At 64.0% G+C, this 20,630-nt stretch carries 21 protein-coding genes and 2 pseudogenes; 14 read left to right on the top strand and 9 right to left on the bottom strand.

Features of this window, described 5'->3' with window-relative positions; translation table 11 throughout:
- Positions 1-76: 76 nt before the first annotated feature.
- On the top strand, positions 77-421 hold the full coding sequence (locus PQI07_RS04375) for a hypothetical protein (protein WP_274926120.1): 345 nt from the start codon (positions 77-79) through the stop codon (positions 419-421).
- The gene (gene terL / locus PQI07_RS04380; RefSeq protein WP_274926121.1) at positions 327-2,081 is read left to right on the top strand and encodes a phage terminase large subunit; all 1,755 of its coding nucleotides are present in this window, start codon (positions 327-329) and stop codon (positions 2,079-2,081) included. Before PQI07_RS04375 ends, terL begins: the two co-directional genes overlap by 95 nt.
- 5 nt (positions 2,082-2,086) lie before the next feature.
- On the opposite strand, the gene PQI07_RS04385 is transcribed toward terL, so the two are convergent.
- Positions 2,087-3,238: a T6SS phospholipase effector Tle1-like catalytic domain-containing protein gene (locus PQI07_RS04385; RefSeq protein WP_274926122.1), complete on the bottom strand. Its 1,152-nt coding sequence runs from the start codon at positions 3,236-3,238 to the stop codon at positions 2,087-2,089.
- Positions 3,239-3,753: 515 nt separating this feature from the next.
- Between PQI07_RS04385 and PQI07_RS37705 the strand changes: the two are divergent.
- Positions 3,754-4,737: pseudogene (locus PQI07_RS37705) on the top strand (phage portal protein); the annotation flags it as partial.
- Positions 4,738-4,838: 101 nt separating this feature from the next.
- Here the strand turns inward: PQI07_RS37705 and PQI07_RS04395 are convergent.
- From PQI07_RS04395 to PQI07_RS04415, 5 genes are all read right to left on the bottom strand, one after another.
- Entirely contained in the window at positions 4,839-6,314 is a 1,476-nt protein-coding gene (locus PQI07_RS04395) for a methyl-accepting chemotaxis protein (protein WP_274926124.1), read from the bottom strand.
- Positions 6,315-6,479: 165 nt separating this feature from the next.
- Positions 6,480-7,013 carry an HD-GYP domain-containing protein gene (locus tag PQI07_RS04400; RefSeq protein ID WP_274926125.1) on the bottom strand — a complete coding sequence of 178 codons (534 nt, stop codon included), beginning with the start codon at positions 7,011-7,013 and terminating at the stop codon, positions 6,480-6,482.
- Entirely contained in the window at positions 7,010-7,828 is an 819-nt protein-coding gene (locus PQI07_RS04405) for an IS5 family transposase (protein ID WP_053622656.1), read from the bottom strand. Before PQI07_RS04405 ends, PQI07_RS04400 begins: the two co-directional genes overlap by 4 nt.
- A 74-nt stretch (positions 7,829-7,902) precedes the next feature.
- A complete protein-coding gene (locus PQI07_RS04410) occupies positions 7,903-8,448 on the bottom strand; it encodes a hypothetical protein (protein WP_274926126.1) in 546 nt (181 codons plus the stop codon).
- Positions 8,449-8,541: 93 nt separating this feature from the next.
- Positions 8,542-8,919 carry a Ros/MucR family transcriptional regulator gene (locus PQI07_RS04415; RefSeq protein WP_274926127.1) on the bottom strand — a complete coding sequence of 126 codons (378 nt, stop codon included), beginning with the start codon at positions 8,917-8,919 and terminating at the stop codon, positions 8,542-8,544.
- A gap of 648 nt (positions 8,920-9,567) precedes the next feature.
- Here PQI07_RS04415 and PQI07_RS04420 point away from each other — a divergent pair.
- The 8 genes from PQI07_RS04420 to PQI07_RS04455 all read left to right on the top strand — a co-directional run bounded on the left by PQI07_RS04420 (position 9,568) and on the right by PQI07_RS04455 (position 17,651).
- Positions 9,568-10,242 carry an AraC family transcriptional regulator gene (locus tag PQI07_RS04420; RefSeq protein WP_274926128.1) on the top strand — a complete coding sequence of 225 codons (675 nt, stop codon included), beginning with the start codon at positions 9,568-9,570 and terminating at the stop codon, positions 10,240-10,242.
- A gap of 267 nt (positions 10,243-10,509) precedes the next feature.
- Positions 10,510-10,986, top strand: coding sequence for a C40 family peptidase (locus PQI07_RS04425; RefSeq protein ID WP_274926129.1), 477 nt, complete (start codon positions 10,510-10,512; stop codon positions 10,984-10,986).
- A 7-nt stretch (positions 10,987-10,993) separates the two neighbouring features.
- A complete protein-coding gene (locus tag PQI07_RS04430) occupies positions 10,994-13,114 on the top strand; it encodes a phage tail protein (RefSeq protein WP_274926130.1) in 2,121 nt (706 codons plus the stop codon).
- Positions 13,111-14,475 carry a hyaluronate lyase N-terminal domain-containing protein gene (locus tag PQI07_RS04435; RefSeq protein ID WP_274926131.1) on the top strand — a complete coding sequence of 455 codons (1,365 nt, stop codon included), beginning with the start codon at positions 13,111-13,113 and terminating at the stop codon, positions 14,473-14,475. The genes PQI07_RS04430 and PQI07_RS04435 overlap by 4 nt, the downstream gene beginning before the upstream one ends.
- 94 nt (positions 14,476-14,569) lie before the next feature.
- Positions 14,570-15,184, top strand: a complete 615-nt coding sequence (locus tag PQI07_RS04440; RefSeq protein ID WP_274926132.1) for a lysozyme — start codon at positions 14,570-14,572, stop codon at positions 15,182-15,184.
- A 137-nt stretch (positions 15,185-15,321) separates the two neighbouring features.
- Positions 15,322-16,665, top strand: coding sequence for an IS1380 family transposase (locus PQI07_RS04445; RefSeq protein ID WP_274926133.1), 1,344 nt, complete (start codon positions 15,322-15,324; stop codon positions 16,663-16,665).
- Between the two features lie 169 nt (positions 16,666-16,834).
- Positions 16,835-17,218: a 3TM-type holin gene (locus PQI07_RS04450; RefSeq protein WP_274926134.1), complete on the top strand. Its 384-nt coding sequence runs from the start codon at positions 16,835-16,837 to the stop codon at positions 17,216-17,218.
- 94 nt (positions 17,219-17,312) lie between these two features.
- Entirely contained in the window at positions 17,313-17,651 is a 339-nt protein-coding gene (locus tag PQI07_RS04455; protein WP_274926135.1) for a hypothetical protein, read from the top strand.
- Positions 17,652-17,814: 163 nt separating this feature from the next.
- Here PQI07_RS04455 and PQI07_RS04460 read toward each other — a convergent pair whose 3' ends face one another.
- Positions 17,815-18,216: a DUF2971 domain-containing protein gene (locus tag PQI07_RS04460; RefSeq protein ID WP_274926136.1), complete on the bottom strand. Its 402-nt coding sequence runs from the start codon at positions 18,214-18,216 to the stop codon at positions 17,815-17,817.
- Positions 18,217-18,744: 528 nt separating this feature from the next.
- On the opposite strand from PQI07_RS04460, the gene PQI07_RS04465 reads away from it, so the two are divergent.
- Positions 18,745-18,948, top strand: a complete 204-nt coding sequence (locus tag PQI07_RS04465; protein WP_274926137.1) for a hypothetical protein — start codon at positions 18,745-18,747, stop codon at positions 18,946-18,948.
- 88 nt (positions 18,949-19,036) lie between these two features.
- Here the strand turns inward: PQI07_RS04465 and PQI07_RS04470 are convergent, their stop codons facing one another.
- Positions 19,037-19,216 (bottom strand): hypothetical protein, encoded by a 180-nt coding sequence (locus PQI07_RS04470; protein ID WP_274926138.1) that lies wholly within the window; start codon positions 19,214-19,216, stop codon positions 19,037-19,039.
- A gap of 537 nt (positions 19,217-19,753) precedes the next feature.
- On the opposite strand from PQI07_RS04470, the gene PQI07_RS04475 reads away from it, so the two are divergent.
- Entirely contained in the window at positions 19,754-19,921 is a 168-nt protein-coding gene (locus tag PQI07_RS04475) for a hypothetical protein (protein ID WP_274927768.1), read from the top strand.
- 44 nt (positions 19,922-19,965) lie between these two features.
- On the opposite strand, the gene PQI07_RS04480 is transcribed toward PQI07_RS04475, so the two are convergent.
- Positions 19,966-20,121: a hypothetical protein gene (locus tag PQI07_RS04480; RefSeq protein WP_274927769.1), complete on the bottom strand. Its 156-nt coding sequence runs from the start codon at positions 20,119-20,121 to the stop codon at positions 19,966-19,968.
- Between PQI07_RS04480 and PQI07_RS04485 the strand changes: the two are divergent.
- Positions 20,108-20,482 (top strand): annotated as a pseudogene (locus PQI07_RS04485) (DUF4113 domain-containing protein); the annotation flags it as partial. The gene PQI07_RS04480 and the pseudogene PQI07_RS04485 sit on opposite strands and share 14 nt — an antisense overlap.
- Positions 20,483-20,630 lie beyond the last annotated feature (148 nt).

A 20,630-nucleotide genomic window follows, 5' to 3' on the forward strand; every position in this document is an offset into this window, starting at 1 on the left:
CTGACTCAGCTCCGCAGAGCCATAGTGCCCCGAATCTCGCCGCCGCGACCCCGAATAAAATAACCTGGGAAATTCGATGCCCCGTGGACGACCGAAGGGCGCGCGCAACAAGGCCACGGCGGAGATCAAGACGCTCTGCCAGGAGCACGGCCCGAGGATGGTCGCGCGCCTCGTGGCCATCGCCAGCAACGCGAAGACGCCAGAGGGCGCGGCGGTCGCGGCGATCCGGGAGATCCTCGACCGCGGCTACGGCAAGCCGACCCAGGCGCACGAGCACGGCGGCGTCGGCGGCGGTCCGATCGCGGTCGACCTCACGGGCGCAACCGATGAGCAACTGGCCGCGCTCGCCGCTCTCTTCGGTCCGCTTGCCGCCGCCGGCGCAGCTGCTGACGGCGATCCGGGCGGAGCAGGCGCGGCGTAGCGAGAGGGCCGAGCGCGAGCGGGTTCGGACCCGCAGCGCGTCGCTCGCCGGCTTCGTCCAGGAGGCCTGGCACGTCCTGGAGCCCAACCAGCCCTACGTGCATGGCTGGCACATCGAGGCGCTCTGCGCGCATCTCGAGGCGATCACCCACGGGCGCCTCCTTGCCCTCGGCCTGGAGAACCGGCTGCTGATCAACGTCCCGCCGGGTACGATGAAGTCGCTCATTGTCTCGGTGTTCTGGCCAGCCTGGGAATGGGGGCCATGCGGCCTCGCGGGCCTGCGGTATCTCACCACCTCGTACAAGGAGGACTTCGTCAAGCGCGACGCGCGGCGCATGCGCGACCTCGTGTCGAGCGAATGGTACCGGGCGCTCTGGCCCCACGTCGCGCTGTCCCGCGCCGGCGAGATCTCGTTCGCCAACACGGCGACCGGCTCGCGCGAGGGCATGCCGTTCGCCTCGCTGACCGCGGGTCGCGGCGACCGGGTCATCATCGACGACCCGCACTCGACCGAGACGGCCGAGAGCGAGACCGAGCGCGAGCGGACACTGCGCATCTTCCGCGAATCGGTGACGACGCGCCTCAACGATCCGGCGCGCTCGGCAATCGTGGTGATCATGCAGCGCCTGCACGAGCGCGACGTCTCGGGCGAGATCCTGCGGCTCGGCCTGGGCTACGTCCACCTGATGCTGCCGATGGAGTTCGAGCCGGACCGCGCCTGCCGGACGCCGATCTTCGCCGACCCGCGCACGCTCGACGGCGAATTGCTGTTCCCCGAGCGCTTCCCGCGGTCGGTGGTCGAGCGCGACAAGGTCCCGCTCGGCGCCTACGCGGTGGCGGGCCAGTTCCAGCAGCGGCCTGCCCCGCGCGAGGGCGGGCTGTTCGACCGGGCGGGGTTCGGGATCGTCGACGCGCTCCCGCCGATCGAGAAGTGGGTGCGCGCCTGGGACTTCGCCGGCACGAAGAAGCGGCCCGGCGCCGATCCGGACTGGACCGTCGGCGTGAAGATGGGCCGCGGGGCGGACAAGCGGTTCTACATCGCCGACGTTGTCCGCGTGCGCGAGACGCCAGGCAAGGTGCGCCAGAGGCTGATCAACACCGCCGGCCAGGACGGGGCTTCTGTGGGCATCCGCATCCCAAAGGATGCGGGGCAGGCCGGCATCGCGCAGGCTGAGGACTACGTCACGGCGCTCGCGGGCTTCATCGTCAGCGCGGTGGCGCCGACCGGCGCGAAGGAGGTGCGCGCCAAGCCGCTCTCCAGCCAGGTCGAGGTCGGCAACGTGCTACTGCTGCGCGGTGCTTGGAACGAGGCGTTCCTGGAGGAGCTGGGGATGTTCCCGGCCGGCAGCCACGACGACCAGGTGGACGCAGCCGCAGACGCGTTCAACGAGCTGGCGGGTGTGTTGCCCGGCGAGGGCTTGATAGAGTACTACCGCCGACAGCAAATACAGCTGTTGAAGGTTGGTGGTCAGCAGATTGAGCAGTCCACGCCGGCAAGCACCATTGAGCGCGAGGCTTTGCTTATAATACCGCCGGAGAGTGGCACCGTGATTGGATTATCCGGTGCCACCTACCAGCCCGACCGCAATGGACATATACGAGCGTCAGCGAAAGACGCAAAGTACCTCAGAGCAATCGGATTCCGCGACGTAATTTTATAATGCCGTCACCCGACTAATTCTTTGACGCCTTTGAAATGGGTTGTGTGGAACTCGACACAAGGCTTAAGTGATTCAAATCCTGGCGGCAGCTTATAGAAATGTTGCTCTAAATGGTTTTTGTATCTTATTGATTTCCCTTTCAGCAGTTCTGCCAGTGGATGTATGTGTTGATCTATGTCTAGATCCAAATCTCTACTCTTACGTATCGGTGAGAAAATACGCCAAAGCTTGGTGTACTCGTTATGTATGTGGACATATGATCCGGGAACTAAGGGAATGTTGTATTCATTTCTTGCTCTATCAATATCAATTCCAAGCTTGGTCTTATGATCGACACGGTCGATCATTGTTAGCAAGCTAACATTTCCTATGAATCTGTTTTGGTAGGCTCCGCCGATATCAGAATGCACGCCTGGCATCCATATTTGCTCGAAGTGCCTACTATCGTTAGGATCATCTGACGATTTCAGTCCAGTCCAACATATCGGCTTAAAAAAATTTCTTGCTTCATCAATCGCGAGAATTTGTACAGCGTTCTGGACGCTGCTGTTCACCTTCCGCTCGCGAATGCGTAATCTTTGAGCGATTTCAGTGATGCCATGTCCGCCGGAGACGGAGTCAAAAATGCCTACAAACTCGATTTTTGGGCGTGGTTCAGAGCAAAATTCCAAGTAGGAATTTGATTCGCCCGAAGTATCGATTTTCACCTCCGGCGGAGCTCCCGGCAGTATGACTTCGTTATCGCCGGCGTACGCTCTCCAGACAGATTCAAGTCTATTAATGTATTGAGCATCGAGAATGCCTTTTGAAATCATTCCCGATAGAGCTCTAGCCACGATTGCGCCACGAGAGAAGCCAAAAATATATATCTTGTCGCCTTTTTCGTAATTAGAGCACAAATTCAAATACAAATCCGAGACAAGCTCATCGATTCCATATGAGAAGCCGCCTGCCGTGTATCTTCTAAGTCCGTCGACCCCGCCTAAACCTCTCGCATAAAATACAATCTGCGCCTGTCCATCCTTTCCCTTTTCTTCGATTAGATTATTTAAGTGATACACATTTGAATACACATTAAGTGTGCTATCACTTCCTGGCCAGAGCCAAGTTCCATCAATCAAAAATATCAAATGTCTATAGCCGCCCCTTCTCGCCACAAACAACTCCTCTGCTCCAAAAGAGCTCTGTCATAAATCCGTGTTTGCGGCAGCAGTAGGATACGACAAACCTATGGTTGTCCAGCTAGCTTTTTACGCCTATCACAACCTTTTGGAGTAGTCGGCTTGAAAGCTTGAAGGCATCCGCTTTCTGACGAGTCTGCTCCGAGATCGACGTTATAGAAGCCCATTACAATGCATATGCGCACTCAGGTGCGAAGATCATATCAGACTTAGTCTCATAATTTGTGGTTTTTATGATTTTTATAGCAGTAATAAAACCGATCCTGACCTTCATAGGGCGATTTCACCGGCCATGCCGGCATTGGCGGCGCTCAAGTCTTCCTCCCGCCGCTTCAGCAATCTAATTTTGAAAGGGGCAAGCGCACTTGGCCTCACCGTCTCGCGGCGGAGTGGCGGGCGTCTCGCTCGCGCCGCTGGCCTACACCCTCAATTATGGAAGCTCCGGCTCGACGACCGGCAAGGGCTTGGGCTGGTTCGGTCCGTCCGCGCCGATGCGCCCGTCCGCACCAGCAGAGATAGCCGGCCGCCGCTTCGACTACCCGACCGGCTACAACCTCAACACGACCGCGCGGGCCTACGAGCCGGTCTCGTTCGCGCAGCTGCGCCGGCTCGCCGACGGCTACGACCTGCTGCGGCTCGTGATCGAGACACGGAAGGACCAGGCCGCCCGGATGAAGTGGGCGATCAAGTCGCGCGACAGCGGGAAACCGGCCGCCGCGAAGGCCGCGGCAGTCACGGCCTTTCTCGCCAAACCTGACGGCATCCACCCCTGGACCGATTGGCTGCGCATGGGCTTGGAGGACGTGCTCGTCCTCGATGCCTGGACGACTTTCAAGCAGCGCTCCCGCGCGGGCGATCTCCTCGCCCTGGAGCCGATCGACGGTGCCACCATCAAGCCGATCTTGGCCGAGGACGGCCGCGTGCCGATGCCATGGGTGCAGGGCGGCCAGACCGTCTGGCCCGAGGCCTACCAGCAGATCCTGAAGGGCCTGCCGGCGGTGAACTACACCGCCCGCGAGCTGCTCTACCGCCCGCGCAACCTGCGCACCGACCGCGTCTACGGCTTCTCGCCGGTCGAGCAGGTGATGACCACCGTCAACATCGCCCTGCGCCGGCAGGTGATGACGCTGGAGTACTTCACCAGCGGCACCGTACCGGACGCGCTGATCGGCGTCCCCGAGACCTGGGGCCCGGACCAGATCGCGACCTACCAGACCTACTGGGACTCGCTCTTCACCGACAACCTGGCGGCTCGGCGGCGCGCCCGCTTCGTGCCCGGCAAGGTCGCGCTCCACCAGACCAGCGAGCCCCAGCTGAAGGGCGAGTTCGACGAGTGGCTGTCGCGTGTGGTGTGCTTCGCCTTCTCGATCTCGCCCCAGGCGCTGATCCGGCAGATGAACCGCGCCTCGGCCGACACGCAGAAGGAGCTCGCCGAGGAGGAGGGCCTCGCCCCGCTGCTCGACTGGATCAAGGGCGTCCTCGACGAGGTGATCGCCGACGACCTCGCCGCGCCCGAGCTGGAGTTGCTGACCGCGGACACGGCAAAGCGGACCTGGAAATCTAATCCGCGATGGGATCAACCCAGGGCGCGGGCGACGTCCCGGACTTGGCGCGTAGCGCCGTCGACGCGTTCGCTGGCCCGAGCGATGAGATCCATTCCAGTCGCGATCGATGCTACGCCGTTCGACGCGGTGAGCATGCTGCCCGACATCTCTCGAGTGACGGCAGATTGTTCCTCGACAGCCGCCGAGATCGCTGACGACACCTCATCGAGCCGGCGGATCGTGTTTCCGATTGCGCCAATTGCCTCGACCGCTTCACGCGTCGCGCTTTGGTTCGCGGCGATCTGCTTTCCGATCTGCCCGGTCGCGCGTGCGGTCTGCTCGGCCAGTGTCTTGACCTCCGCTGCGACGACCGCGAACCCGCGGCCAGCTGGACCGGCCCGCGCCGCCTCGATGGTCGCGTTGAGCGCAAGCAAGTTGGTCTGTGATGCGATGCCGGCGATCATACCGACGACATCGCCGATCTGTGAAGCTTGCGTGGTCAACCCCTCGATAATGCTGGTCGTGTGCTCTGCTTGAGAGACGGCCTCACCCGTCAGCCGCGCAGCGTTGGTGACCTGCTGGCTGATCTCGCCCACCGAAGCCGCCAGTTCCTCGGCACCGGAGGCAACCAGTTGAATGTCGCCCGAGATCCGCCCGACGGCGTTTGCGGCCCCGCTCGTCTGCCGAGTGACGTCCTCGACTGCTTGGCCAATCGCGTCGAGATCGTTTCCGATCGCACGCTGTGCCTCAGCCCGGCGCTGGCGACGGCGGACCTGTTCGGTGACGTCGACGGCGAACTTCACGACCTTCACGAGGCGTCCATCGGCGTCGGAAATCGGGTTGTAGGTGCCATGGATGAAAGCCTCGACCCCGCCCTTGGCGAGACGACGGTACTCAGCCGCCTGATACTCGCCCCGGCCGAGAGCCGCCCAGAAAGCGCTGTAAGCCTCGCTTGCCACCTCGGCCTCGTCCATGAACATCGAGTGATGACGTCCGAGGACCTCCTCCAGGCGGTAGCCCATGACGGCAAGGAAGTTGCTGTTGGCCTCGAGGATCGTCCCGTCGAGGGCGAACGCGATGATCGCCTGTGAGCGGTCGAGGGCGGCCAGGCGGCCGTCCGCTTCCAAGCTGCGCAATTTCGCGGCGGTGATGTCGATGGCGAACTTGACCACCTTGGCGACGCGCCCAGTGCGATCCAAGATCGGATTGTAGGTTCCTTGGATCCAGACTTGGCGACCGTCCTTGGTCACCCGACGAAATTCGCCGCTTTGAAATTCGCCACGGCGCAGGCCGTTCCAGAAGCTCTGGTAAGCGGGCGTGTCTCGAAAGATCGGCTCCACGAGCAGCGCGTGGCTGCGGCCCTCGATCTCATCGAGCGTGTAGCCAAGTAAATCGAGGAAATTCTGGTTGGCGGATAGGACCGTGCCATCTGGCTTGAACTCAGCAACCGCTTGAGAGCGATTCAACGCCACGAGCTGTGCGCCATCGTTGGTCCGGAAGCTGATCATGAGCACACCCCGCACAGAGAAAGACTAATAAGTTTATTTGATCTGTTGCGCGCGACTATATTGAATCACAAAAGATAAAATATAGTAAACATACAGTACTTATCCGATTATATCAGAAAATATCGGCTGATCTATTTCTGGTTGAGTGAGCGGCCTGCTCTAGATTCAACTGCGAGCCGTTCCGCGATTTGCGGAATTAATCCGACCGGATAGTGCCATATTGTCCGCTTGGCTGACGGCGCCTTCGCCCGCTAGCGACGCGGCGAACGCTTCGACGAGGGCGAGCTCCAACTTGGCGGGCGCCATGCCCCTCAAGATCTCCAGAGCTTTCGCTTGGCTCATTGCCGCACGGTAAGGCCGGTCCTCGGTCAGGGCCGCGTAGATATCGCAGATCGTCAAGAGCCGGACAGGATCGGAGATCGCGGCGCCGCTCAACCCATCCGGGTAGCCCGAACCGTCCAGCATTTCGTGATGATGACGCGTCACAGCCAGTGCGAACTTGTCTGTCATTCCCGAGGCCAGCAGCATCTCGTGTCCGAGAGCAGCATGAGCCCGCATCACTTTCATTTCTTCGGCGGTGAGAGCGCCCGGCTTAAGCAGGATCTCCAACGGAATTTTCGTTTTGCCGACATCGTGCACCAGGGCTGCACGAACGAATGACCTGCGGTCGCCGATCGACAGTCTGAGACCCCGTTTCATAACGCTCTGGCGAGCCGCCTGACGAGGATCATGGCCGCAGCGAGCACGAAGAAGGCGAGCGCGGAGGACGGGGTCGCTTCGTGGTCGCGCGCGAGCCTGCGGCAGCGGCTGATCCAACTGAATGTTCGCTCGATCACCCATCGCCTGGGCTGAACGGCAAAGCCCTTCTGCCCGGCTTCCGCCTCGACGATCTCGACCACGATGGCCGTGGCCCTGCCGACGCGCTCACCTCTGTAGGCGCGGTCAGCAAAGCAGTGCGTCAGGAAAGGGAATAGCCCGCGCGAAGCCCGCAACAGGGCGATGCCGCCGTGGCTGTCGTGCAGGTCAGCGGATGAAACGCCAGCCACGAGTAGGCGGCCGTCTGTGTCGGTCAGCGCGTGGCGTTTGCGCCCGACGACCCGCCGGGCTGGATCGTAACCGCGCTCACCTGCCACCCCCACGCCGCCCGAGCGCGCCGCTTGCGCATCCATGACACAGCCGGTCGGGCTGGCCTCGCGTCCGACCCGCTCCCGGTCGGCCATCGTGAGAGCGTGGGCGAGGCGCTCGAATACGCCTGTCTGCGACAGGCGCAAGAACCAGCGATGCACCGTGCTCCAGGGCGGGAAGTCCAGTGGCAAGTGCCGCCACGCGCAGCCAGTGCGCAGCACGTACAGGATGCCGTCGAGGATCGCGCGCACGGGCCAGCGCCATGGGCGGCCTGTGCTGGACGGTGCAGGTAGTAGCGGCGCGAGCACCGTCCATTCGGCATCGCTCAGGCAGGTTGCATAGGGCAGGCTCTCGCGCGCAAGCTCGGCGCGGGCGGCGGGCGTCCACATCGGGGTTCCTGGGTGAGCGTCAGATACTCTCCCAACGCCTGCGATGCCCGCCGCTCACCCAACCGCTAAGCTGTTCAGCCCGTTATGAAACGGGGTCTGAGGTGGAGCATGAAATGCGCCGCGAGCCCTGCCACCAGCAGGCAGTGGCGAACGGTCATGTCATCGTGGGCCTGAACGAGGTCGAGCCATCGCCAAAGGCCCCCATCCTCCATAGCGTGGAGAATGGGGTCGATCTCATCATCGGCTGCAGCGAGATCGATGCGGCCGCGCCGGCCCGCCCGGAACATATCGGTGAACAGCAACTCGGCCCGGTCGAAGCTGTGCTCGACCAGCAGTTCCGTCATGGTCTTCTCCGGTGCGATCTGACGGAACAAGCCCGTCACGATGGTCCGAGGCAGAGCATGGGGCGGAAAGCATGCGGTTGCGCCGAGCTTCTCGGCTTGCTTGAGCTCGCCGTCACGCATCGTCCGCATGACGTAGGCCATCGGCAAGGGACGGCCGTCCAGCCGCCGTGATAGAACGCCGAGGCAACGCTGAGCTTCGGTCCCCTCCAGAGATAGATCTGCGATCACGCCGCGGACATGATCGAGTCCGATCCAGTCGTCCGTGGGCCCGGCCATTCGGCAATTGGCGACCGGTCGCGCGGCTTCGGCAAGGGCCCGGCCGCGGTCCGGCCGGTCGGTCAGAACGACGATATTGCGAAGGGGCATCGCTCAGGCCGCCTCGAACCCGTGATAGAGTTGATTGGCAATACGCGCACGAACTGCGGCATAGCCGGGCGACACCATGGGATAGTCATCCGGTAGGCCGTACCGACTCCGATACTCGCTCGGTGTCATCCCGTGGGCGGTCAGATGACGCTTCAGCGTCTTGTACGGCTTGCCGTCGATGAAGCTGACGAGCTGATCGTACCTGATCGATGCCGCAATCTCTGATCTGGTCGGAAGGACGCGCGTCGGGCCGGATGCCCCGCCATTCTGCACGGCCAGCAACGCTGCATGGATGCACCTGATTGCCGTCGGCAAGTCTTCCGAAGCGACGGCGTTTCGCGAAACGTAGGCGGCGGCCAGAGCGGCGGTGAGCTCCACCATAGACGCTGGCCGCGATCCCGGTCGCGCGCAGGCTCGGCCCATTTCGAAATCTCCCGAATTCATAACCTGCTTTCACAATACAGTGATGCCGGATCTAGATCTAATTACCATAATCCTCGATCTCCGCGTATCATCTAGCAGGTTATAAAAGTGATAACGCGCTGATTTTCGCAATCATTATAGGTATTTCGCGATAATTATACTTCTGCCGACTTTAGATGTGCCTGCGACAATCTGGGGGCTTGATCGCGGAGAAATATTTACACATGCGACGCATCATCCTCTCGAACCACGGTCTTGGGCCGCTACCGAAGTTTAGCTGTTGGCATGGATTTCGATCAGTTGCGGCGCGACCCCCAAATCTGGCGCCCTCAAGCACAATTTTCGGCTAGCATAAGATCCAAACGCGAACTGGACTCATTTAATGATATAGGTGCGATTGCCGTATATATAGACATAAATCTATCCGATAGTCCGAATATTGCAATATGTGGCAGCCAAAGCGAGACTTTAAGTTTCTGGGAAACCAATTCGTCAAGTGGGTTTCTCACGAAGCCAAAATTCACAGCCGAACTTTTGACCTTTCGATTTGTCAGATGCGGTCAGATCTTATACCGATATCAAAATTATGAGACGATCGCGTCGAAGATGATTGCTGTCTTGGCAGACTTCGAAAGTCTTCGTGAAGTCCAGGCCCTCGGTACGGTCAGCACGTTGAGCGCGACGATAGCGGCCGCAACTCTTGCGTCTGCTCAAAAGGCCCTCTCCGGTGGCGAGCATCTCGGTCTCCCCACGCTGGAACGGGTTGCCGATATGACGATGCCGGGAATGTGGGGGCTTTTCTGTACTGTTCGCCTTATCCACAGCCGGATCGGGGATCCTGACAAACAATCAGATCTGATGTTCCCCTTATTACAGGAGATGATGGGCTACCAAATTCTCTCTGCTTGGCCAAAATGTTCCAGATCGACGCCTACCATCCCGGTAGATTTCGCATCACAACAGCTTCGGCGCGCGATCGATTACATCGAGGGCCATCTATTTCGCCCCATGACCCTGGCCGATGTTGCGGCCGCGGCCAACACTGGCGTTCGGTCGCTCCAAAGCAAATTCAAATCCGAACTTGGTGTGACGCCACTCCAATACATAATCAGCCGGAGATTGGCTCGGGCGCACGAAGACCTATTATCCCGCAAGGAAATATCTCTTTCGATTAACGAGATAGCTCGAAAATGGGGCTTCGTTCATATGAGCGATTTCGGAAAACGTTATCGCAAGCAATATGGTTGTACCCCCTCGGAAACGCGGCGCGCGGTCCATTGATGGCCAAGAAGCATTTGCACCATACTTTAGATTGATTTTTTGGGTGCGACACAAATGTAGACGGCAGCCGTCTACACGGCTGGCACGGGTCGAAAATAGAACGTCCGCTTGCGGATCAAAGGCCAAGGCCCAGTTGCCAACTCGGCGCAGGCGATCGGGCTCGTTATTAAGCATTAGATCTAAACCGTTCAGCCGTCTCTGATTTCCCGTCGAGGAGGGTCGGCGGGCGGTGACGTTCCATTGGGTGGAGCGCGTCGGGGGACTACCATGCACGCTGAGGTCGAAGGGCGCCGGATCCTCGTAAGCGTGGTCCGGAGCTGGATCGGCACGCCGTACCATCCCGGCGCCGACCTGCGCGGCGTCGGGGTCGATTGCGGCATGCTCCTCGTGCGCGTGTTCGTCGATGCCGGCCTCGTGCCGGCGTTCGACCCGCGCCCCTACCCGCAGGACTGGCACCTCCACCGCGACGACGAGCGCTACCTCGGCTTCGTGTTCGATCGTGCCGCCGAAGTCGCCCGACCTGAGCCCGGCGACGTCGTGGTGTTCCGTTACGGCCGCGCCTACGCCCACGGCGGCATCGTCACGGCGATTGAACCGCTGACGCTGGTGCACGCCTTCTCGCCGGCCCAGGCCGTGATCGAGGAGCCGATCGCCCGCAATCCCGTCCTGGCCGAGCCGGGCCGGCACCCGCGCTTCTTCAGCCTCTGGGCCGCACGCGCGACCGCCGAGGCCGACCAAATCTGAGACCGCCATGAGCCTGTTCGGCGGGAAGAAGCGCACCGTCCGGCCGGACTACACCGGCCTGCAGGTCCAGACCGCCTCGAGCGCGCTGCCGATACCGATCGTCTACGGAACCAACCGCATCGCCCCGAACGTCATCTGGTCCGACGGCTTCCAGACCCACGCGCAGCGCGGCAAGAAGGCGGGCGGCAAGGGCGGCGGCCGCCACGGCGTCACCGGATACACCTACTCGACCTGGATCATGTTCGGCCTGGCCGAGGGGCCGGTCCAGGGCATCGGCGAGGTGTTCAGCGGCCAGTCGGTCACGCCGTTCCCGACCAACTTCCTCAGCCTCATCCCCGGCGACACACCGCAGCGGCCCTGGGGTCCGGCGCTGGCCCGCTACCCGGCCGCCGCGCTGCCCTACAACGGCACTGCCTACCTCGCCTCGCCCTACTTCGACCTGGGCTCCAGCGCGACCATCTCGTCGATCGCCTTCGAGGTCGTCGGGCGGCTGGCCGGCACTGCGGGGCCGCTCGGGCAGGACGCGGACCCGGCCGAGCTGATCTCGGACTTCCTGACCAACGCGCAGTACGGCGTCGGCCTGCCGGCCTCGGCCCTCAGCGGCGCGGCCCTGTTCGGCGCCTCGGGGGACGCGTCCTACCAGACCTACTGCGCCGCCCTCGGCCTCGGGCTGAGCCCGGCGCTCACCGACGCCGAGACCGCCAACGCGATCCTGGCGCGCTGGCTGCGGCTGACAAACAGCGCGGCGGTGTGGTCGGGCGCGCGGCTCAGGATCGTCCCCTACGGCGACCAGGTCGTGACCGGGGTGACCCACTCGGGCGCCAGCGTCACCTACGTGCCCGACGTCGCGCCGGTCTACGACCTCACTGACGACGACGTCCTGGCCGCCGAGGGCGACGATCCGGTGCGGGTCGCGCGCAGCGATCCCTACGGCCTGCCCAACGTCCAGCGCGTCGAGTGCTCCGACCGGAGCCACGGCTACACCGCGACGACGGTCGAGGCGCGCGACCAGGGCGCGATCGAGCGCTACGGCCTGAAGGTCGGGGGGACCATCACCGCCCGCGAGATCTGCGCGCTCTCCATCGGGCGGCTCGTGGCGCAGCTCGCCCTGCAGCGGGCCCTGTACATCCGCAATACCTACACGTTCCGCCTGTCCTGGGAGTTCTGCCTCCTCGAGCCGATGGACGTCGTGACCCTGACCGATCCGGGGCTCGGGCTCGCCCGAACGCCGGTGCGCATCACGGCGATCGAGGAGGACGAGGACGGGCTCCTGACCATCACGGCCGAGGAGTTCCCGCGCGGGACCGCGACCGCGGCGCCCTACCCGGCGGTCGGCGCGACTGGATCGGCGGTCGACCGCGACCGGGCGCCCGCGCCGGTCAACGATCCACTGATCTTCGAGCCGCCCGCCGCGCTGACGGCCGGCGTGCCGCAGGTCTGGATCGCGGCCTCGGGCGTCAACGCCGACCCGTACTGGGGCGGGGCCAACGTCTGGGTCTCGCGCGATGGCGCCAGCTTCGTCGAGATCGGCACGATCACGGGCCCGGCGCGCCAGGGCGTGCTCGCCGTGGATCTGGCCGCGCCGGCCGGGCTCAACCCCGACCGCGCCAACACGCTCGTGGTCGATCTTGGCCGATCCGGCGGCACGCTCGCCTCCGCCGATGAGGCCGACGCGCGGGACGGCGTCACCCTCGCCCTGGTCGGCCAGGAACTTATGTCCTTCGCCAACGCGACGCTCACCGCGCCGCACGTCTACGCCCTGACCTATCTCGAGCGCGGGCTCTCCGGCTCGCCGGCCGGCGCGCACCCGGCCGGGGCGCCCTTCACCCGTCTCGATGAGGCGGTGTTCCGCTACAGCGTGCCGGCGGCCTACATCGGCACGCCGCTCACCGTGAAGCTGCAAGCGTTCAACATCTTCGGCGGCGCGGCTCAGGACCTCGCGACCTGCACGCCCTACACGGTGACGCCGATCGGCTCGGGCCGGTTCGGTCCGGTCGCCGAGACCCTGGCGGTCGGCAGCGGCCCGGATCTGGGGTTCGCCTCGCAGGCCGCCACCCGGAGCGACGATTTCGGCTTCGCCTCCGACCCCTACCCGAACTTCCTCGATCTGGGGCTCGCCTCGTCATGAGCGTGCGCACGCAGTGGCTGCGAGACGCGTGGTCGTTCCTCGCGACCTTCGTCGGCAGGCCGGGTGAGTTCGTCGTCGACACCACGAACTGGCGCCTCGTCGTCCACGACGGCGTCACGCCCGGCGGTCACCCAGCCGTCTCCGCGGGCGACCTGAAGGGCGGCGTGCCGGCCCTGGGCGTCAACACCGCCGCCGACACCACCAACCGCCTGGCGGTGAAGTCCGAGGCGGTGCTGCTCTCGTGGGACGAGGTCACCCCGGGGGCCGGCAACATGCGGCTGACCCTCAACAAGAAGGCCGCGACCAACGACGCCGGCCTCGTGCTCCAGACCGGCTACGCGAGCCGGGTCCTGTTCGGCACGCTCGGCAGCGACGACCTGACCGTGAAGACGAGCCCGGACGGCGCGGCCTTCCGGACGGCCATGACGGTCGCGGCCTCGACGGGCTATCTCGGCCTGTCGGGGGTGACCGATCCGGGCGCGCCGGTGCACGTCCAGGGTCTCGGCGCGAAGCCCGCCGTGCAACTCGACGCCTACGGGGGCGATGCCGCCGGTAATCACGGGCCCGTCGCCAACTGCCGCGCCCGGGCCGCGCGGGGCGCGCCGGGCGCGCCGCTGCCGCTCAAGGCGACCGACACACTCCTCGGCCTGTTCGGAGCCGGCTACCACACGGGAGGCGCCTACACGGCCGACGCCGTCGCGCTGCTCGGTGTTGCGGAGGAGGATCTCACGGCGGCGGCGCAGGGCACCTGCCTGGATGTCCAGACCACTGCGCCGGGCACGACCACCCGCCGGTCGGTGATGAAAGTCCGCGGCAGCGGCGCCTTGGAGCTGCAGCCACTCTCTGCGGAACCCGCGGGCGGCGCGCAGGGCCAGATCTACGCGGATAGCACCCTCACGGCGCTCCGATGGCACGACGGCGCCGCCTGGCGTCGGATCACCAACTTCGCCAAGGCCGCCGCGTCCACGAACTTCGACAACTACATCCCCGCGAATGCCTGGACGAAGGTCCAGTTCAACATCACGGAGAGCAACGACCAGGGCGCGTTCGACGCGGCGAAGAACCGCTTCGTCGCCCTCGAGGCCGGCCTGCACGGCTTCGACGTCGCGCTGACCTACAAGCGCAACGGCTCGAGCGCCCCGACGGCGCTGGAGGTGCAACTCTACCGGAACGGTGCGGCGGCCGGCCGCGGGCGAGCCGCAGAGACCGGCGCGCTGGTCGACGGCGTCAGCGCGGTCAACCTCGCGTCGGTCCTGAAACTGGCGGCGAAGGACATCGTCGAGGTCTTCGTCCGGTTCACCGGCGCCGACGGCTACGTGGCGGCGGCCGATTCCTTCTTCGGCGCACGACAGCTGCCGTGATGGCGTCCAGGCGCCAGTAGGGCAGCGGTTCTCATCCGACGCTGAAGCCCGAACCAAGGCGATGAGCGCGGCTACGCCTGGACAGGAGTCTCTCATGGATCTCTCTCCCCTCGGGCGCGCGGCCCTGGCGGCGCGCGAAGGCTGCCGGTTGCGCGCCTACCGCGACAGCGTCGGCGTCTGGACGATCGGTCGGGGTCACACGAGTACCGCGGGCCCGCCCGTCGTGACCGAGGGGATGACCCTCACCCAGGCCGAGGCTGACGCGCTCTTCGCCGCCGATCTCACGCCCTACGTCGCGGCTGTGCGCGCTGCGCTGGCCAAGCCGGTGCCGCAGCCGTTTTTCGACGCCTGCTGCTCGCTGTGCTTCAACATTGGCCAGCCGAACTTCGCGCAGTCCGGCGTCGTGCGCCTGGCCAATGCCGGCGACCTGCAGCAGGCGGCGGACGCCTTCCTGCTGTGGGACCGGCCAGCCGCGATCCGCGCGCGCCGGCAGGGCGAGCGGGACCAGGCGGCGCTGTCCGCCTACGGCCTCGTCTACGCCCGCCGGGGCGATCCAGCACCGGTGCGCGCGACAGGGGGATCGGCGCCCGCCGCGCCGACGCGTCCTGACCCGCTCGCGCCAGTGACTGGCGCGGCGGAAGCGGCGTCGGAATCCTGGTGGTTGCGCCTGCGCGACGCCATCCGCCACAACATGCAGACGGGTGCCTGACCATGGGATTTCTAGCCCGTCTTATTCATCACGACGGTGGATCTGGGGTGGCGAGCGTAGCGTAAGGCATTGATGTAGCTTAGGGATTGGGTGCTGACGCCAAGCCTTCAACGCGCACCGAGCCTGCCACGCCCGCCATGTCCGATCCTACGTGTCTGCCGTTCGCGTTTCCATCCGTGCGAGGCAAGAAGCTCACAGCTGCCTTCGACGGCGGGCGCCTGACCTCGGACGGCGGCGTCCTGTTGCTCGCCCAGGCCGCCCAGCGATTGGGCATTGCCGAGAAGCTCGCGACCGTGATCACGGATCGACGCGATCCGAGCCGGGTCGTGCACCCGCTGCCCGAGATCCTGCTGGCCCGCATCCTGGCGATTGCCTGCGGGTATGAGGATGCCGACGACCTCGACCATCTGCGCGCCGACCCCGCCTTCAAGCTCGCCTGCGGACGCCTGCCCGAGAGCGGCGCGGACCTGATGAGCCAGCCCACCGTCTCGCGGATGGAGAACACCCCCGGCCTGCGCGACCTGATCCGGCTCGGGCGAGTGCTGGTCGACGTGTACTGCGCCAGCTACGTCGTACCGCCCGCCGCGGTCACCCTGGACATCGACGACACCTGCGACGTGGTGCACGGCCAGCAGCAGCTGTCGCTGTTCAACGCCCACCACGACGCGCGCTGCTTTCTGCCGATCCACGTCTACGATACCGCCACCAGCCGTCCCGTCGCGATGATCCTGCGGTCGGGTAAGACACCCTCGGGTCGCGAGGTCCGGGGCCATCTGCGCCGGCTCGTCCGGGCGATCCGCCGTCACTGGCCGACGACCGCGATTACCATCCGCGGCGACGGCCACTACGGGCGGCCCGAAGCGATGGACTGGTGCGAGGACAACAGCGTCAGCTACGTCTTCGGCTTGACCGGCACAAAGGCGCTCGCGGCCAAGGTCGAGCCGACCGCCGACCACATCCGGGTGGTGCGGGCCCTCGGCGACAAGGATGCGGTGCGCGGCTTTGCCGAGACCACCCACGCCGCCAAGTCCTGGCGGCAGCAGCGCCGCGTCGCCGCCCGCATCGAGGCGACCCGCCTCGGCCTCGACATCCGCTTCGTGGTCACGAACATCGCCACCGGTACGCCGGAATGGCTCTACGCCGAACTCTACTGCGCCCGCGGCCAGGCCGAGAACCTGATCAAGCTGCACAAGGGCCAGCTCGCTTCCGACCGCACCTCCTGCCGGCACCCGGCCGCCAACCAGATGCGACTCGTCCTGCACACCGCGGCCTACTGGCTGATGCTCACCGTGCGAGACGCCATCCCGGCGGCCCATCGCCTCGCCAGGGCCGAGTTCGCGACGATCCGCCTCCGGCTGCTCAAGCTCGGCGCTCGGATCCGCGAGACCGCTGCCCGCGTCCGCCTCGCCTTCGCCGCGGCGTGTCCGGAAGCCGACCTGCTACGCCACCTTGCGACCGCGCTCGTCCCAGCCCCCGCTTGAACGGCGGGGCCGAGACGCCCCGACGAACCCGCTCCTATCCCTCAAGCACCGACGCAACGTTCCGAATCCATACGCGTCACAGTGGACGCGCGATCCCGCGCGCCATCAGCCCAAAACACGGCGTCAGCCAAGCCCCGGTGAATAAGACGGGCTAGCCATTCTCCCGGCCTTGCTCGGCGCCGTCGGTCCGATCCTCCAGAAGGTGCTCCCCGACGAGGGGCAGCGCCTCCAGGTCCAGCTGGAGCTGCAGCGGGCGCTGATCGACCAGCAGGACGATCTCGGCCGGGCCATGGCCGAGGTGATGAAGGCGGATGCGGGGTCCGAGAGCCCGCTCGCCCGCAACGCCCGGCCGATCACCGTGCTCTGGGCGCTGGCGATGATCACCTGGGTGGGCGTAGTGGCGCCGATGCTCGGGCTGCAGGTCGAGGTGGTGGCGGCGCTCAAGGGCGTGCCGGCGGAGCTGTGGTCGCTGCTGACCGTCGGGATCGGCGCCTACATGCTGGCCCGCTCGGTCGACAAGATCGTGCCGCAGGTGGTCGGGCCGAAGGGCTGAGCCTCGCGGCCCCGGGCGCGCCCCGATGACGGACGAGACCCCGCCCCGGGCCCGGACGGCGCGGCCGGGCCGCGGCGAGCGAAGGACCGGACCCATGGCCGACCATCTGCCCGAATGGATCGGGCGCCTGATCGAGCGCGTCGAGGCCACCGGCCGGCAGATGGATGCGCTCGGGGGCAAGCTCGACCGCATGGACGAGAAGCTGGAGGGCGTGGCCTACCGGCGGGACATCGAGCACTTCGTGGCGCGCGACGAGATCGAGCGGCGGATCGACAAGGCGGTGGACGGGGCGAAGGCCGAGGCCGCCAAGGGTCTGGCCGAAATCGCCGGGCAGGTGCGGGATCTGCGCAAGATCGGCTGGGGGCTGGCCTCGGCGGCGCTGCTGGCGTTCGGGGGGATCGTGCTGGCGAAGATCGGTCTGGCGGGGCGGTGAGCTGGATCGGGGACCGAAACCGCCCGCCATCCCCGCATAGGCGAGGCCTCGACATTCCCCCAGCGCGATCACCTCAAACCGCCCGGCTCCGATCGCGGTGGTCTTTTCGTGCCCTCAGTCAGGCTTCGATCGCATCGCAGTAGCCCCAAGCCGCGATTTGCTTCTAGATCGGATCAAAATTTAGACGGTAATGAACATCGTCGATGCTGGCCTGTATTAGTTCGAAATTTTTTCCGTATTTGCTCGCCAATTTTATAATTTCAGATTTGTGATCAGCGCTTATATTTTTACCAAAAATGATATCGACTAGATCGTTCGGGTCGAAATCATGCGACCCCGCTCCCAAAGCCGGGTTTATGACGCGCCACTCATCTTCGTATGCCCAGAAATCAGCTTTAAATAAAATAGATTTACGTTGTATTTCCTCAGATGGGTCACTTATAATATTCATTGTAGGACGATCCGCAGAGTACAAAACCTTTCGAGCACTTGTTATCCATGACTCAGGTCGAAGCCTAAATTTCAAGCAGATGCCAGAGTGCGAAGACGCGTAATGCGACCACATGAGCACGTGATCAAATCGTGATGTTAACGAAAGGACGCCAGCAGAATTTACCGCCTCATCGACCGATTTTTCATGGCACTCTGAATGAAATAACTATCGTGTCTTCGATTGGGATCATTCATTATTTCAGAAATCATTACGCGACGTTCGTTCCTACTCATTGCCGGATTGAATTTTTTGAAAAGGCCATTCACGTAGTCTCGAAATTTGTCGTCGGTAGCTGACGTGGAAACAACAGGAACGCAATCGAACGGGTCATTGAAGTTGAGAGGCTTAGAAAGCCACAGCGAATTTTTACGAAGTATGTCCAAGGTATAATATGCAGATGCGTTGTCGAGCGCACGGAATTTATAAAGAAACTCGGGCTTGCCAGACGATACAGAAGACATATCTAAACCCGCGGCTTTCCACTTCGGCAACTAATTTGTCCTAACGCAGCGGAATGTCAGACTTCCCGCCCGCCGTAGCCTCCTGGCGCGACCAGATCGAGCGCTTTGAGCCCGTCGGCAGCGCATGGCATACGAAGCTATGACCTACCGTGTCGAATTTCGCAGAGACGGCGCTGTCATCGGCGAGGCCGATGGCCTTGAAGATCGATCTGCGGCCAAGCGGCTTGCAGAGGCGGAGATCGCCCAGCGTGAGGCCGAGATCGCACTCGTGATCGACGTGGACGGGACTGGAATGGAGGCCGCATCCATAAGGCTGGATGCCATGAAGTGGGACGACGAGTAAGCGCTATGTACAGCCGCTTCTTCGGCTACCGGACGAAGCCCGGGCAGACCTGGGGGGCGCCGGTCTGGGAGTTCGCAGCCAAGCGGCGCTAATCCACGTCATCGTTCGCCACGACCACAAGCTGTTCGCGACGGTTGATCTCCGCGGCTAAGGCGTAGAGCAGCATGCGTGACGCGGTCTGCATTTCTGGTGAGCCGTGGCGTAGGATTTCCTCGTGGATGGAGATGCAGGCCTCCGCCATCGCCTCGAAGTCGTCCCGTGGCACCATCACGTATCCTCAATCAGCCGAAGTATCCTGGTGCTGGCAGCTTCAGTTTCTAAGGAATTTATGCGTGGCATTTTATCGCACTTAGGTTGAATGTCAGACAGAGTACGGAGTGCCTAGCTTGGTCCCCGCGTCGGTCGGCGCGTCCGTGTCGCAGTCTTCGTCGTTGGTGTTCATGAGTGATGCAGGCAGCATGTCTTCGAGCGATGCTCGAAGCAGAGAGCTTCTTCATCGCATCGCATCCGCAGTTGGCGTGCCGCTGGAGGCAATTCAGCACGGTGGGCTCCTGGAGATCGAAGCCCGTGAGACCTGTGAGTTACTGCGTATTTGGCGCGGGCTAGACGTTCCCGCGGACCGTCAGAAACTGCTTGCGTTTGCCCGCACGCTCTCATCCAGCCGCAACACCGTGTGATCTGCGACGATGTCGGGGGCAACCTCGAGATTAGCCGATACAGGTTTTTGCGCCGGCGAAGCCATTAGCGCGTCAAGCCTTTTTGCTGCGCATGATGCGGGCATGTCTGGTCGCATACCGAGCCCAGCGTGCACTTCAAGAAACGATCCACCGGCCTCTACCTCTGGACCTGGGTCCTGCTCGACACTTCGCACATGACGGTGAGGGAATCGGACCAGACCTTCCCGTCCGAGGCCCAGGCATCCGCAGCCGCGCTCGCCTTCTCGAAACTCGTGACCCGAGCCGGGAGACGCTGACCGCGCCGACGTCGGGTGGCCTGCTCTCGTCGTTGCGCCGACTGTCAGCCGCCCTGCAGGCTCTCGGCGAAGTCGTCCGGCACCTCGCCCCACTGGCCGAGGATCGTGACGCCCTCCAGCTCGCCGGTCTCGTCGTCGGCCAACACCTTCAGCGCCGCCGCGCCCGGCATCCGCCTAGCTAGGTTCTCGGCCTTCGCCACCGTACGCCTGCCAGAGCACAGTTCGGACACGCTGACGCTGATCAAGGCCGCGCGGCACGGGGTGGCGAAGACCTGGCGCGAGCCGGGCGAACGGCCGTGGCTGTACACCAAGGCCGGGCTCGTCACGAACGACCTCGTGCCGCTGTCGCACAGCCCGCGGGCGCTGATCGGCGCCCTGGACCGTGAGCGGTCGGGCCCGCTCATGGCGGCGATGGACGCGTGCAACGCGCGCTGGGGCCGCGGCGCCGTCGTGCCGGCGCGAGCCGGGCTGATGAGCCGGCGCGAATGGAACACCAAGTTCGAGATGCGCACGCCGCGCTACACGACGCAGGTGAGCGAGCTGCCGGTCGCCTACGCCTGAATTGTCACAGGATGCTTGGGTGACCGCTGTGGGTGGGAAACGGCCGGTCCGCTTCTGGGCGGCACATGGGCCGAAGCCGACATGCCGTCCTAACCCTTACTCACATCACAGGCTTGCCGAGTGGATCGAAGAACTGCCTAGGCTTGCC

The sequence above is a fragment of the Methylobacterium sp. 092160098-2 genome (genome assembly GCF_028920805.1).
Lineage (GTDB): Bacteria > Pseudomonadota > Alphaproteobacteria > Rhizobiales > Beijerinckiaceae > Methylobacterium > Methylobacterium fujisawaense.

Excerpts from the sequence above, each read along its gene's own strand:
- PQI07_RS04435 (WP_274926131.1), top strand. The coding sequence starts at position 13,111 with ATGAGCGTGCGCACGCAGTGGCTGCGAGACGCGTGGTCGTTCCTCGCG.
- PQI07_RS04375 (WP_274926120.1), top strand. The coding sequence starts at position 77 with ATGCCCCGTGGACGACCGAAGGGCGCGCGCAACAAGGCCACGGCGGAG.
- PQI07_RS04445 (WP_274926133.1), top strand. The coding sequence starts at position 15,322 with ATGTCCGATCCTACGTGTCTGCCGTTCGCGTTTCCATCCGTGCGAGGC.
- PQI07_RS04405 (WP_053622656.1), bottom strand. The coding sequence starts at position 7,828 with ATGTGGACGCCCGCCGCCCGCGCCGAGCTTGCGCGCGAGAGCCTGCCC.
- PQI07_RS04460 (WP_274926136.1), bottom strand. The coding sequence starts at position 18,216 with ATGTGGTCGCATTACGCGTCTTCGCACTCTGGCATCTGCTTGAAATTT.
- PQI07_RS04410 (WP_274926126.1), bottom strand. The coding sequence starts at position 8,448 with ATGGCCGGGCCCACGGACGACTGGATCGGACTCGATCATGTCCGCGGC.
- PQI07_RS04395 (WP_274926124.1), bottom strand. The coding sequence starts at position 6,314 with ATGATCAGCTTCCGGACCAACGATGGCGCACAGCTCGTGGCGTTGAAT.
- PQI07_RS04440 (WP_274926132.1), top strand. The coding sequence starts at position 14,570 with ATGGATCTCTCTCCCCTCGGGCGCGCGGCCCTGGCGGCGCGCGAAGGC.
- PQI07_RS04470 (WP_274926138.1), bottom strand. The coding sequence starts at position 19,216 with ATGGTGCCACGGGACGACTTCGAGGCGATGGCGGAGGCCTGCATCTCC.
- PQI07_RS04415 (WP_274926127.1), bottom strand. The coding sequence starts at position 8,919 with ATGGTGGAGCTCACCGCCGCTCTGGCCGCCGCCTACGTTTCGCGAAAC.
- PQI07_RS04465 (WP_274926137.1), top strand. The coding sequence starts at position 18,745 with ATGACCTACCGTGTCGAATTTCGCAGAGACGGCGCTGTCATCGGCGAG.
- PQI07_RS04425 (WP_274926129.1), top strand. The coding sequence starts at position 10,510 with ATGCACGCTGAGGTCGAAGGGCGCCGGATCCTCGTAAGCGTGGTCCGG.
- PQI07_RS04420 (WP_274926128.1), top strand. The coding sequence starts at position 9,568 with ATGATTGCTGTCTTGGCAGACTTCGAAAGTCTTCGTGAAGTCCAGGCC.
- PQI07_RS04455 (WP_274926135.1), top strand. The coding sequence starts at position 17,313 with ATGGCCGACCATCTGCCCGAATGGATCGGGCGCCTGATCGAGCGCGTC.
- PQI07_RS04430 (WP_274926130.1), top strand. The coding sequence starts at position 10,994 with ATGAGCCTGTTCGGCGGGAAGAAGCGCACCGTCCGGCCGGACTACACC.
- terL (WP_274926121.1), top strand. The coding sequence starts at position 327 with ATGAGCAACTGGCCGCGCTCGCCGCTCTCTTCGGTCCGCTTGCCGCCG.
- PQI07_RS04400 (WP_274926125.1), bottom strand. The coding sequence starts at position 7,013 with ATGAAACGGGGTCTCAGACTGTCGATCGGCGACCGCAGGTCATTCGTT.